Below are 12,008 nucleotides of genomic sequence, written 5' to 3'. Positions count from 1 at the left end.
AGCCTTCGAGCACCAGCTCATGAACCCCGCGGCAGAAGCCGCATAACTCGATGTCCACGAAACGGGGTCAACCCCAGGCCTGGCACTGCGGGCGGTGCTGGAGCGGGACCGGCCGGGCCGGGCGGTGGTCGTCGGGGCCGGGTACATCGGCCTGGAGCTGGCCGAGGCGCTGAGCGCCTGGGGCGTGGATATCACCGTGATCGGGCGTCCTCCGGCCCCGCTGCCGGGCCTGGATCCGGACATGGGAATGCTCATCGCCTCCGCGATGGAGGGCTTCGGGATGGAGGTGCGGATGGAGGAGACGGTCACCGGCTTCGGGACCCGTCACGGGACGGTCACCGCGGTGGTGACTGATCAGGCCACCATCCCGACCGATCTGGTGATCCTGGGCCTGGGGGTGGAACCGAACACGGCCCTGGCCGCCCAGGCGGGGATTCCGCTGGGGGAGACGGGGGCGATCGCGGTGGACCGCCGGCTGCGCACCGGGATCGAAGGGGTGTGGGCCGGAGGGGACTGCGTGGAGAAGTTCCACCGTGTTTCTCGCCGCCACGTCACGCTGCCGCTGGGCACGCACGCGAACAAGGAGGGCCGCACCGCCGGGATCAACATCGGCGGCGGCTACGCCACCTTCCCCGGGGTGCTGGGTACGGCCGTGACCAAGATCTGCGACATCGAAGTCGGACGCACCGGCCTCGGGGAGTCCGAGGCGCAGGCGGCCGGGTTCGATCCGGTCACCGCGGTGGTTGATTCCACCACCCGGGCCGGCTACTACCCCGGGGCCAAACCGATCCGTACCAAGCTCATCGCCGAACGCGGCACTGGCCGGCTGCTGGGAGCTCAGATCGTCGGGGAGGAAGGCGCGGCCAAGCGCATCGACGTGCTCGCAGTCGCCCTGTGGCACGAAACGCCGGTGGAGGAGCTGCTGAACATCGACCTGTCCTACGCCCCACCCTTTTCCCCGGTGTGGGATCCGGTGCTGATCGCCGCACGCAAGACCTGGCAAGCCGTGGAGGCCGACCGCTCCCGCACCGAACCCGGGTGACCCCCGGGGACTCCCGGGGACGGAGTCGTCACCGTCGCGCAAGGGTCAGGCAGTACCCTGCACCAGCACCTTCCTCTACCGTGGAAGGCCAAGGACCAGTTCAGGATCGGGGTGCACCGTGCGGATCGGTGAAGTGGCCGCGGCCGCCGGCATGACCACCAAAGCCCTGCGGTTCTACGAACAGCAAGGACTGCTCCCCCCGGCCCAACGCTGTCCCAACGGGTACCGCGACTATCCACCAGAGACCCTCGCCCGACTGGAGTTCATCCGCCGCAGCAAGATCGCCGGGCTCGCCCTGGCCGAGATCCGCGAGATCCTGCGGGTCCGCGACGCCGGGCAGGCTCCCTGCGCCCACGTGGCCGGCCAGCTGGCCCAGCAACTGGCCCGCCTCGATCAGCACATCGCTGAGCTCACCGCCCTGCGAGCCTCCGTGGCCGAGTACTACCAGGTCGCAGTCCGGGGGGATCCCGCCCAGTGCGATGCCGAGCAGATCTGCAGCTACCTCTGAGGCCACCATTGATGCGGTCTCCGCGGACGCCCAGACGCGCGAACACAGCGGTGAATCCGGGAACCACCGAGGCAACCTCGGCCAAAGTCAGCAGTAGCCATGGCAACGGGGGCCCTGCATCCACCGCAGCCACCGGTATTGCCGCCAGCTCCGCAGTTTGATCTCGCCTCTGCCGACCCCTCGGGGGCTCAACTCAGCGTAGCCACAGCCGCCCTATCGTGTCCGTCCGCACACATGGGGGGAGACCTACGTGCACGGTGGGGCTCGCGGGACTTTATGGAATCTTGAGGATTGCTCAACTGGAGCGCCAGGTGCAGCAGAGATCCTGAGTCTGGGATGGTCCCGGGAGTGTTGGGACCTCAGATACGGCTCGACTCTGGACCCTGGGGTGCCGGGGTGGGCCCGGGAAATTGGGGGACCCATGAGCTGGACGTCCAGAACGGAAGAACCTGCTCTGGCGGGTGCCACGGGCGGTGCCTGCAGGCCCGCGTGGTGGTTGGTCAGCATCGACGCGGCCCGCGGGCTGGCGCTGATCGGGCTGATCTCGATGCAGGTCCTGCCCGAGTATGACGATGCGACCCAGGAATCGACCTGGTCGCACCTCATGTCTTCGGGGGATGTGGTGGCACTGTTCGCCCTGCTGGCCGGGGTGGGACTGGCACTCGGTTGCGGGGGGCGGTTCCCGCACGCCGGCAGGTGGTTGGCCGCCGATCGGGTGGGGGTGGCCGTGCGGGCGGTGCTGATCGCCGTGGTGGGTCTGGGGATCGGGGCGCTGCTGCCCGCAGACGCCCCGGCGGACAACCTCTTGATCTATTACGCGGTGTTCCTCCTGCTGGCGATCCCGTTCCTGCACCTGTCCGCGACGGTGTTATTCGTTTGCGCGGCGGTCTCTTGGATCGTGGGTCCGCTGCTGATGCAGGGCCTGGCAGAAATCCTTCCCGCATACACCTTTTCCAACCCCACCTTCGCCGAGGTGGTGGACGAGCCTGCGGGGACGATCTCCCAGCTGTTGCTCACCGGCACCTACTCGGCCCTGCCGTACATGACCTATCTGCTGGTCGGACTGGGCCTGGGGCGGGTGCACCTGCGCGACACGGGGATTCAGGGTCGGCTGCTGACGGTGGGAGCGGGACTGGTGATTTTTGCCCAGACCACCTCCGTCTTCGTGTCCTATGCCTTCGGCGGGTATGACCGGTCGCTGACCACCGGTGGGGTGAGCGAGGACGAGCTAGCCGAGGTGCTGGTGTGGGGCCCGGGTTCCTTGCCCACCGACACGACTTGGTGGCTGGCGATCACTACCCCGCACACCAGCCCTCTGTGGGAGACTGCGGCCAGCCTGGGCGTGGGACTGCTGGTGCTGGGTAGCTTCCTGCTGGTCTCCCAACAGTTCAGGGCATGGTTGCTGCCGCTGTCGGCGATGGGCGCGATGGCCCTGACCCTGTACACCGTCCACCTGCTGGCGCTGTCCTTCCAGGCTCCCTACGACCAGCCCTACCTGTGGTACGTCATCCACGTGGTGGTCGCGGCACTGCTCGCGGTGGCCTGGCAACGAGCACTGGGTCAGGGACCGCTGGAGCGGGTGCTGAGCACCAGCGTGGAAACGACCCGCCGCACCGTGCTCCACCGCCCCTACTGGCTCCACCGGATGTGAGCAACAGTCGAGGCAGACTCTCACGCGCCGTGCCAGCCACAGCAGGTGGATTCCTCGGTGGCGGGCGCGGCCCGGAGCTGTTAGCTCCGGTCAGTTCGCGGGTTGGTATCGGGGCAGGCGGATCCAGAAGCCGGCTCCGCGCCCAGCTCCGGGGTCTTCAGGGTCCCGCCCTGGGCCTCGGCCAGGGCCTTACTGATGGCCAGACCCAGACCCGAGCCGCCCCGGTGGGCTTCCCGGCCGGTGTTGGCGCGGTAGAAGCGTTCGAAGATGTGGGGCAGGCTGGCTGGGGGATGCCTTCTCCGGTGTCGGGGACCGTGATCGTGAGCGCCTCGGAGGTGTGGTCGGTGCGCACGGTGATGGTCTCTCCCGATGGGGTGTGGCGCAGTGCGTTCTCCAGCAGGTTGCCCAGCACCTGGCGCATCCGCTCCCGATCGATCTGCACCGGGGCGGCGGGCAGGCCGGTGCTGGTCACCGTGATGTTTTTGCCTGCCGCGGCCTGAGCGATGGTCTCGATCGCCTCGGTGACCGGCTGCGCAGGGTCCTGGGCGGTGGGCTGGAGGTGGGTCATGCCCTCTTCGGCCCGGGTCAGGGCGCGGGTGCCGCGGGCTAGGCGTTGCAGCCGGGTGATCTGGGCGTGCAGGATCGCCGCGGTCCGCTCGTCCAGGGTCACGACCCCGTCCTCGATACCCTCCAGGTGTCCTTTAAGGCTGATCAGCGGGGTGCGCATCTCGTGGGCCAGATCGGCACAAGGTAAGCGAAGCCCCTAACAGCCGGAAAGGCGGAGCAGTGTCCCGTTCAGCAGCATCAGGAACATCCCGATGAAGGGGCGCCGCAGGCGCCCTGCCGCTGGGGCGCCTCGAGCGCGGCGGCCCGGGAGCCTGCCAGCGCGCCGGGCCCGGACCGTCGTGCTGCTGGGCATCGACGGGGCCGGGAAGACGACGACAGCCTCGGCGCTGGTGGCGGCGGAGCAGGGGGCGGGGCGGGAGGCGATCGTGCTGCGCAACCGGTCCGGTCGCCGCTGGCTGGCACGCACCTCGGCGCGCGTTGGGGTGGAGGTGCCGGTGCGGTGGGCGGACCGGTTCGAGACCGTGGTGCGCACCGCCAACGTCCTGGTCTCCCAGGTCCGTGCCGCGGGTCGGGACGGTCTGGTGGTGATGGATCGACACCTGGTGTGCCAGCTGGTGCTGCGGCGGGTCCGGGGTCTGCCGTCGGGCCGGGTCCTGCCGTGGTTGGCGGTGATGGTGCTGGACGGCGTCGTCGTGGTGGTTCTCGACGTCCCGACCGAGACCGCCCATGCACGGATTCTCGATCGCGGGCAGGACGACGAGTCGCTGGAGTATCTGCGCGCGGCCCGGACGGCCTATCTGGAGTTCGCCGGTGCTCGGGGCTGGGCCGTCGTGGACGCCATCGGTGCGCCCGAGGCGGTTCTCGCCCGGCTTACCAGACTCACCGGCCTGTGATGACCCTGCAACCCCAGACTGGTCTTTAGGGGAAGAGGGCGCCACGGTAGGGACTGCCCCGGGTTCCCCGACTCCTTTTACTTGTGAGGATCCGTTCTTACGGTCAGGACGACCCCGTGCCCAGGCCCTGTCCTGAGGAGTTCCGCCGCGATGTGGTGGCGGTGGCCCGCACGCACGAGGGCCCGTGAAGCTCGCTACCGCACCATCCGTCCTGAGGAGTTCGGGCAAGGTCTCGGAAGGGCCGTCCATGTCTGGTCCCCGCCGCACGACTCGCTCTCGTCAGCCGAACCAGCCTTCACAGGCAGATCTTAGAAAACGAATACTTCAGCTATACCCGCCCTTGCTCAAGTAAATCCTGTACCGGGCGTTGGGGCCCGGTCCGGCGGGCAGGGGGCCCGCCAGTGCAGCACAGGGGGTAGCTCGTCATGACGGATTTCCAAGGACGCCCGGCGCGCAGCGCCCCGTGGACACAGAACAGTCCACGATGGTCCACTTCCCGCACTGGGGCAGAACCTGCTGCGGCGAGCGGTGCAAGCACCGCGGACACCGGGGCACGCAAGCAGCGCCTGATCGGGATCGACGCCGCCCGCGGGCTGGCGCTGATCGGAATGATCTCCATCCACATCATGCCGTCCTGGGACCCGGTTTCCTTCGAGCCCACCGCGCAGTGGACGGTCTTCGCCGGCCGCTCCGCGGCGCTGTTCGCCCTGCTGACCGGGGTGGGTCTGGCCTTCAGCACCGGCGGGCAGAGCCCGCACACTGGGCGGGCGATGACGGCGGACCGGGTGGGGGTGGTGGTGCGCGCATTGTTGATCGCGGGTCTGGGGTTGGTGATCAACGAAGTCATCCCAGGAGACAGCCTTGCCGAGGTCCCGGCGGTAAACATCCTGGTCTACTACGGGGTCATCTTCCTGCTGGCGGTCCCGTTCCTGTCTCTGTCCGCGCGGGCGTTGTTCACTTGGGCGGGGTTCTTCGCTCTGGCCGGTCCGGTGCTCATGTACCTGTTGCGCGACGTCCTGCCGGCCGTCGAGCGGTACAACCCAGCACTGACTGACCTGGTCGGCAATCCCGGGGCCACTACCGCCCAGCTGGTGTTGACCGGGACCTTCCCCGCCCTGCCGTACCTGGCCTATCTGCTGGCCGGGGTGGCGATCGGGCGGCTGGATCTGGCCGACGTCGGGATCCAGACGACGTTGCTGTCGCTGGGAGTGATCCTGGCGGTGACGGCGTGGTTCGCCTACTGGGTGCTGATTCTCCAGGCCGGGGGCTACGACCAGCTCCTGGCCCACACCCCGGCTCTGGACGAAGAGCTGATCGATGACATCATCAACTTCGGTCCCGATCCTGCTCTGCCCACGACCACCTGGTGGTGGCTGGCCATCGCCGGTCCCTACACCAACACCCCGCTGGCCCTGCTGCTGGGTCTGGGCTCGGCGATAGCGGTGCTGGGTCTGTTCCTGCTGCTGGCCCGCGGGGCGGGAAACTGGTTGCTGCCGCTGTCGGCGATGGGCTCGATGACGCTGACCGTGTACTCCGCCCATCTGCTGGGCCTGTCCGCGCAGCTGCACTACGACCAGCCCATGTGGTTCCTGATCCACATGGGGGTGGCCCTGGTCTTTGCCCTGATCTGGCACAAGGTGTTCGGGCAAGGCCCCCTCGAGCGGGTCGTCGCCGGGATCGTGCGCATCGTCCGCCGGCTCGTGCTGGGCAGACATCGACAGGCCTGAGACCGGTTCCGCACCCAGACCTTGGTCGTGTGCTCAGGTGGCTGGTGCGGAGACAGTCACCGGGTCGACCGACACTGACGGTGCGAGACCGGGGATCTCCTCGACTGGGCGGCTGCGGTCCGGGGCAAGAATCAATGAACCGTTCCCACGACAGCGATTGGGACGGGCAGGACGATATGCTCAGGTGGCGTCTCGTCAGTGGTGACGTTCAGATCCATCAGCGTGGATCCTTCCAGCAACGGCAGCACCGTCCGCGCCAGCAGCACCAGGGCCGTGCTGTAGGCGGCGGCGCAGCTCTCGGCCTCCAGCAGTATCCGCACGGACACCCCGGGGGCGCCCGTGCATCGGGCCACACCGTGACAGGAGGCGATGGAGGCCCTCACCGCCGCGATCACGGGCTCGTCCATCCGGTAGGTGGTCCTCACGGAGGCCTCGACCGCCCACCGGTAAGCTCCGCCACTGGTGGTCCGGCCCATGGTGGTCTCGCTCATTGGTCCCCCAACCCCGAACGGCCCTGTCAGGAACGGGCTGCTCCACGGGTGCAACAGGCGCCGCGTGGTCCCATCCGGGGAACCGGAAGGCGCACGGCGCAAACCCTTGCCATCCTGAGAATGCTTTCGCGGCGACTGTGACGCGCCAGAGCGATGCTGTGCGGGCCCCGGGCGTCGCCAGACGGGCCCGTGGCCGGGTGAGGGCTCGCCCGGGGTAAGAGCCCGTCGAAGTCTTCACGGAATCTTGAGGATTCCGCGAGGTCAGCGCCAAACGTGGCGGACATGCTGAAGATAGATCAGCTCCGGGTGCCCCGGGGCCGTGGACGCGGTCCTGCGGGCCGCACGCTTCGCTGGCCCTGGAAGGGCTGGCTCGATCAGGGGGAGTCATGAGCGCGATGTCGCGAGCGGAGAGAACCGATCCAGCGGGACTGGACGATGCACTGATACGGCCCACACGCCGGCTGGTGGGGATCGACGCGGCCCGGGGGTTGGCGCTGATCGGGTTGATGGCCATTCACCTGCTGCCGGCCTGGAACGAGGAGACCGGGGAAGCCAGCTGGTCCTGGCGTTTGTTCTCCGGGGACTCCGCGGCACTGTTCGCCCTGTTGGCCGGGGTCGGTCTGGCGCTGACCTCCGGTGGGCGCCACCCGCACGAGGGTGCGACGATGACCGCTGACCGGATCGGGCTGCTGGTACGGGCAGTGCTCATCGCCGCAGTCGGTCTGTGGATCGGGACGCTGATGCCCGAAGACGCCCCGGCGGACAACATCCTGATCTACTACGGGGTGTTCTTCCTGCTGGCGATCCCGTTCCTGCACGCCGGCCCGAAGGCGCTGTTCGTCTGTGCGGCGGTCTTCGGGATCGTGTCCCCGCTGCTGATGCAGGGCCTGCTCGATCAGCTGCCCGCCTGGAGCAACAACAACCCCACCCTCAGCACCGTCCTCACGGAGCCGGGGGCCACGGCCTCCCAGCTGCTGCTGACCGGGACCTACCCGGCCCTGCCGTACATGACTTATCTGCTGGTCGGAATGGGACTGGGCCGGTTGAACCTGCGCAAGCAGGAGGTCCAGATCCGGCTGCTGGTCATCGGTGTCGGAATGGCGATCTTTGCTCAGGCCACCTCCTACTTCCTGCTCTACGCCTTCGGCGGCTACCAGCGGCTGCTGGACGCCTCTGCGATGGGCGAGCACGAGCTGGAGGAAGTGCTGGTGTGGGGACCGGACTCGCTGCCGACCTCCACGGTGTGGTGGCTGGCGATCGCCACCCCGCACACCAACACCCCGCTGGCGATCGCGGCGAGCCTGGGCGTGGGCCTGACCGTGCTCGGGGCCCTGTTGCTGATCGCCCGCAAGGCCGAGGCCTGGCTGCTGCCGCTGGCAGCGATGGGCGCAATGACCCTGACCCTCTACACCGCCCACCTGGTGGGCCTGTCCTTCGAGATCCACTACGACCAGCCGTACCTGTGGTTCCTGATCCACGTGGCGCTGGCGGCCTTGTTCGCGGTCGCCTGGTACCGCGCCCTGGGCCAGGGCCCGCTGGAACGGTTCGTCAGCCTCAGCGTGAAAGGCACCCGCCGGCTCGTGCTCGGCGGGACCACCGGGACCTCGCGCAGGTAGGTGCCTCTGCACCCCTGCGGGCCGTGCCCGCCACCAGGCCTCGAAGCTTTGGTGGCGGGCACGGCCCGCAGTCGTTCTCGAACCTCAGCTCCGCGTGCGCTGGGGCTCAGTCGGTGGGCCGGTGGCGAGGCAGGTGGATGCGGAAGCTGGCCCCGCGCCCGGGGCCGGCACTGGCGGCCTCCAGGGTCCCGCCCTGGGCCTCGACCAGGGCCTTGCTGATCGCCAGCCCCAGCCCCGAGCCGCCGCGGTGGGCTTCCCGGCCGGTATTCGCACGGTAGAAGCGTTCGAAGACGTGCGGGAGGGCCTCCTCGCTGATGCCTTCCCCGGAATCGGTCACCGTGTAGGTGACCGCCTCCGGGGCGTGATCGGTGTGCAGGGTGATGGTGCCCCCCGGTGGGGTGTGCCGCAGGGCGTTCTCCAGCAGGTTGCTCAGCACCTGGCCCATCCGCTCCGGGTCCAGCGGCACTGGCGTGACCTCCATGCCGGTGCTCAGCGAGGTGATCGACACGCCCTTACCCAGGGCGTCGGGCTCGATGGCCGCGACCGCCTGGGCCGCCAGGTGCTGCGGGTCCTGGGGCGTGAGCTGCAGCCGCGTCATACCCTCTTCGGCGGTGGTGAGCTGGCGGATGTCGCGGGCCAGTCGCTCCAGGCGGGTGATCTGGGCGTGGAGGATGCCGGTGGTGTGCTCGTCGAGTTCGACCACCCCGTCCTCGATGCCCTCCAGGTGGCCTTTGAGGCTGGCCAGCGGGGTGCGCATCTCATGCGCCAGATCGGCCAGCATCTGTCGGCGGGTGGTGTCCACGGCGGCGAGCTTGGCCGCCATCTCATTGAAAGAGGAGGCCAGGGCGTCGAACTCCGGGCCCAGCTTGGTGGAGGTGACGCGCACATCGTAGTTGCCCGCGGCCACCTCACCGGCGGCGGTGCTGAAGGAGGCCAGGGACCGCCCGATCGTGCGATAGAGGTAGAAGGTGAGCATCCCGGCGATGTAGAGCGCCGGCAACCCGCCGATGGCCAGGGCCGTGAGACTCACCGAGCGGAAGGCGTCCTCCAGGTGCACCAGTCCGAGGGCCTCATCGGCGTGACCGGACTCGACGAGCTCGTGGTAGAACATGCGCGGCCCGACCAGCACTGCAGTGATCACCACGATGATCAGCCCGATGGCCAGCACCGCGGTCTGGGCCAGCATCAACCGCACCGTCAACGGGCTCCAGGACCAGCGCCGGGTGCGGTCGGAGACGGTGGGGCTCATCGCCCCGTGCCCATCCGGTAGCCGACCCCGCGGATGGTGTGGATGAACCGGGGGCTCGTGACCTCGTCGCCGAGCTTCTTGCGGATCCGCCCGATGTGCACGTCCACCAGGTGCGCGTCCCCGGTCCAGTGCGTGTCCCACACCATCTCCACCAGCTGCCGGCGCGAGAGCACCAGCTGCGGGTGGGCGGCCAGGGCGGCCAGCAGGTCGAACTCGATCCGGGTCAGCGCCACCGGTGCCCCGCCCAGGTGCACCTGGCGGGCGGCCTCGTCCACCACCAGGTCCCCGATCACCAACCCCTGCCCGGCCGGCTCCGAGGGCACCGGCACGGGGCGGGTGCGGGCCCGGCGCAGCATGGCCTGGACCCGCGCCACGAGTTCGCGCGGGCTGAACGGCTTGGTCACGTAGTCGTCGGCTCCCACCGACAGGCCCACGATCTTGTCGACCTCGTCGTCGCGGGCGGTGAGCATCAGCACGTGACAGTCCGAGAAGGTCCGCACCTGACGGCACACCTCGATCCCGTCGATCCCCGGCAGCCCGAGGTCGAGCACGAGCACGTCCGGGGCGAAGTCCCGCACCGCGACCACCGCCTCCGTGCCGTCGTGGCGCACCGCGACCTCCAGGCCGGCCTTGCGCAGATATTCCGCGACCAGCTCCGCCAGGTCGACCTCGTCGTCGACCACCAGAACACGCCCGGTGAGCGGATCCGTCATATGTCCTCCCTGTCCTGATCGCTGTGCTGTGAGTGCTGTGAACCTCGGTGTCCCGGGTGGCCGTGCCGCCCGGGCGGGACCGGCGGTGCGGGTGGGCCAGTCGTGGACGGGTTCACCGGTGAGCTGGTGGTCGGTGTGGTTGACGATCTCCCGCACCATGAACCGTCACGGCTTCTCCGCCGTCTTCACAACCCGAGGATGCAACGGGCGGTCTGTATCAGCGGATCCGGGAGCTGCCGCAACCGACGATCTGAGGCCGTCCTGGCTTACGGGTCCGTGATGCGTAGGTCGCCCCGTCGACGGGCATGTCACGGGGTGGGCCACAGCCCCGTCGCGGGGGACGCGTTTCCCATCACCTGAGGCGATCAGCCGCCAGCCCCCGCTCACATGATGACCCGGGGTCAGCGCGTGGGCTCGTTGTCGGCGACGGAGGGCGGACGGAAGGAGAGGGCGTCGCCCTCGCGTTGCTTGAGGTCCTCGTACCAGCGTGCTGCGTCGTCCTGGGAAGCGGATTCAACGGCGCGCTCGGTGCGGTCGCCACGGAAAATCGAACGCATGATCAGCCAGAAGATGACGCCGATGCAGATGGACGGCAGCACAGCCGCGAAGTACTCCATGGACGTATTCTCCCCTAGGGATCTGGACGGACGCTGGCGCCGGGTGTGTACTCAGCGCGATGCATGGGTGTCTGTCAGGGGTATTCCACGGGGGCGGGTGGCGGTGTACCACTGGGCGCAGAAAACAACGATCAAGGTGACGTCCACGGCATCCCCACCGTAATACATGATCTGCGCCCCGATCCGCGCGTCGGCGAAGTCAACGCCGGCGGGCGGGTGACCGTAAAGCCACTTGGCCAAGATCGAATGGGCTGTGAGAAACCCAATGAGCGCTGCGGTCCGCAGGGCGAAGGAGCTCCGGTGCGGGTTCGGGTCAATCCCCACCATCGCGGCGGTGAAAAGATAGCCGGCCAGGAAGACGTGGGCGTGGACGAGCGCATACAGCCACACCGAGGTGTGCATCAAGCCGTACAGGTCGGTGGTGTAAAGCGCCCACAGGCCCCCGACGTTGAGCACCACCGCGACCATCGGATGGGTCAGCCCACGCACGAGAACGGTGCGCAGGACCCGGGAGAGCGCGCGGGCATGAACCACAGGCAACGCCCGCAGAGCAAGGGTGACCGGGGCACTGAGCACCAGACACAGTGGCGCGACCATGCCCAATAGCAGGTGCCCGACCATGTGGGCGGAAAAGCTCGTGCGGGCGGCTTCAGCAATTGGACCCACCAGCCCGGCCCCGGCGCAGAAGAGTCCGGTGTACCACAGCACGGTGCGGTGGATCGGCCACCGCCCCCGGTGCCGGGATGCCCACCATCCCGCGGCGTAGACCACCGCGCCCAGGCCTAGCACCAGGGCTGCGAGATATCCGAACAAAGCCCAACCGAACATGCCGTGGTCGTGACTCATCGCGGTTATCGTGGGTCTTGACCCCGGGTCTTGGACACGGTGTCGTTTCGGTTATGCCGCTTCCGGGAGCGTAGCGGACGCAGCGGTC

General features: G+C 68.6%; 11 protein-coding genes and 1 pseudogene. 6 read left to right on the top strand and 6 right to left on the bottom strand.

Going from position 1 to position 12,008, the window contains the following annotated elements:
• Positions 1-94 precede the first annotated feature (94 nt).
• The 3 genes from ACPYN7_RS17630 (at position 95) to ACPYN7_RS17620 (ending at position 3,201) form a co-directional block, all read left to right on the top strand.
• On the top strand, positions 95-1,042 hold the full coding sequence (locus tag ACPYN7_RS17630; RefSeq protein ID WP_424348510.1) for an FAD-dependent oxidoreductase: 948 nt from the start codon (positions 95-97) through the stop codon (positions 1,040-1,042).
• Positions 1,043-1,160: 118 nt separating this feature from the next.
• The gene (locus ACPYN7_RS17625) at positions 1,161-1,550 is read left to right on the top strand and encodes a heavy metal-responsive transcriptional regulator (RefSeq protein WP_284563944.1); all 390 of its coding nucleotides are present in this window, start codon (positions 1,161-1,163) and stop codon (positions 1,548-1,550) included.
• A gap of 421 nt (positions 1,551-1,971) precedes the next feature.
• Positions 1,972-3,201 (top strand): heparan-alpha-glucosaminide N-acetyltransferase domain-containing protein, encoded by a 1,230-nt coding sequence (locus tag ACPYN7_RS17620; RefSeq protein WP_257879651.1) that lies wholly within the window; start codon positions 1,972-1,974, stop codon positions 3,199-3,201.
• 80 nt (positions 3,202-3,281) lie between these two features.
• Here the strand turns inward: ACPYN7_RS17620 and ACPYN7_RS17615 are convergent.
• Positions 3,282-3,928 (bottom strand): annotated as a pseudogene (locus ACPYN7_RS17615) (sensor histidine kinase).
• A 178-nt stretch (positions 3,929-4,106) separates the two neighbouring features.
• Between ACPYN7_RS17615 and ACPYN7_RS17610 the strand changes: the two are divergent.
• Both ACPYN7_RS17610 and ACPYN7_RS17605 read left to right on the top strand, forming a co-directional pair.
• Positions 4,107-4,661, top strand: a complete 555-nt coding sequence (locus ACPYN7_RS17610) for an AAA family ATPase (protein ID WP_101851577.1) — start codon at positions 4,107-4,109, stop codon at positions 4,659-4,661.
• Between the two features lie 425 nt (positions 4,662-5,086).
• Entirely contained in the window at positions 5,087-6,388 is a 1,302-nt protein-coding gene (locus ACPYN7_RS17605) for a heparan-alpha-glucosaminide N-acetyltransferase domain-containing protein (RefSeq protein WP_101851578.1), read from the top strand.
• 131 nt (positions 6,389-6,519) lie between these two features.
• Here the strand turns inward: ACPYN7_RS17605 and ACPYN7_RS17600 are convergent, their stop codons facing one another.
• Positions 6,520-6,879, bottom strand: a complete 360-nt coding sequence (locus ACPYN7_RS17600; protein WP_101851579.1) for a hypothetical protein — start codon at positions 6,877-6,879, stop codon at positions 6,520-6,522.
• A 386-nt stretch (positions 6,880-7,265) separates the two neighbouring features.
• Between ACPYN7_RS17600 and ACPYN7_RS17595 the strand changes: the two genes are divergently transcribed.
• The gene (locus ACPYN7_RS17595) at positions 7,266-8,495 is read left to right on the top strand and encodes a heparan-alpha-glucosaminide N-acetyltransferase domain-containing protein (RefSeq protein ID WP_424348509.1); all 1,230 of its coding nucleotides are present in this window, start codon (positions 7,266-7,268) and stop codon (positions 8,493-8,495) included.
• A gap of 106 nt (positions 8,496-8,601) precedes the next feature.
• Here the strand turns inward: ACPYN7_RS17595 and ACPYN7_RS17590 are convergent, their stop codons facing one another.
• The 4 genes from ACPYN7_RS17590 to ACPYN7_RS17575 form a co-directional block, all read right to left on the bottom strand.
• Positions 8,602-9,744, bottom strand: a complete 1,143-nt coding sequence (locus ACPYN7_RS17590; protein WP_257879653.1) for a sensor histidine kinase — start codon at positions 9,742-9,744, stop codon at positions 8,602-8,604.
• Complete coding sequence (locus ACPYN7_RS17585) at positions 9,741-10,457, bottom strand: response regulator transcription factor (RefSeq protein WP_101851582.1); 717 nt, start codon at positions 10,455-10,457, stop codon at positions 9,741-9,743. Before ACPYN7_RS17585 ends, ACPYN7_RS17590 begins: the two co-directional genes overlap by 4 nt.
• A 401-nt stretch (positions 10,458-10,858) precedes the next feature.
• Positions 10,859-11,074: a hypothetical protein gene (locus ACPYN7_RS17580; protein WP_101851583.1), complete on the bottom strand. Its 216-nt coding sequence runs from the start codon at positions 11,072-11,074 to the stop codon at positions 10,859-10,861.
• 51 nt (positions 11,075-11,125) lie between these two features.
• A complete protein-coding gene (locus ACPYN7_RS17575; RefSeq protein ID WP_284563947.1) occupies positions 11,126-11,920 on the bottom strand; it encodes a cytochrome c oxidase assembly protein in 795 nt (264 codons plus the stop codon).
• Positions 11,921-12,008: the final 88 nt, after the last annotated feature.

Origin of the sequence: Kocuria sp. CH-021 (assembly GCF_049716185.1) — a bacterium.
GTDB classification, from domain to species: domain Bacteria; phylum Actinomycetota; class Actinomycetes; order Actinomycetales; family Micrococcaceae; genus Kocuria; species Kocuria cellulosilytica.
The sequence above is the reverse complement of the archived record's forward strand: the minus strand, read 5'-3'. Positions and strand labels throughout refer to the sequence as shown.

What these genes read in the sequence shown, in the direction of transcription:
- ACPYN7_RS17620 (WP_257879651.1), top strand. Translation starts at nt 1,972, where the DNA reads ATGAGCTGGACGTCCAGAACGGAAGAACCTGCTCTGGCGGGTGCCACG.
- ACPYN7_RS17605 (WP_101851578.1), top strand. Translation starts at nt 5,087, where the DNA reads ATGACGGATTTCCAAGGACGCCCGGCGCGCAGCGCCCCGTGGACACAG.
- ACPYN7_RS17600 (WP_101851579.1), bottom strand. Translation starts at nt 6,879, where the DNA reads ATGAGCGAGACCACCATGGGCCGGACCACCAGTGGCGGAGCTTACCGG.
- ACPYN7_RS17595 (WP_424348509.1), top strand. Translation starts at nt 7,266, where the DNA reads ATGAGCGCGATGTCGCGAGCGGAGAGAACCGATCCAGCGGGACTGGAC.
- ACPYN7_RS17590 (WP_257879653.1), bottom strand. Translation starts at nt 9,744, where the DNA reads ATGAGCCCCACCGTCTCCGACCGCACCCGGCGCTGGTCCTGGAGCCCG.
- ACPYN7_RS17585 (WP_101851582.1), bottom strand. Translation starts at nt 10,457, where the DNA reads ATGACGGATCCGCTCACCGGGCGTGTTCTGGTGGTCGACGACGAGGTC.
- ACPYN7_RS17580 (WP_101851583.1), bottom strand. Translation starts at nt 11,074, where the DNA reads ATGGAGTACTTCGCGGCTGTGCTGCCGTCCATCTGCATCGGCGTCATC.
- ACPYN7_RS17575 (WP_284563947.1), bottom strand. Translation starts at nt 11,920, where the DNA reads ATGAGTCACGACCACGGCATGTTCGGTTGGGCTTTGTTCGGATATCTC.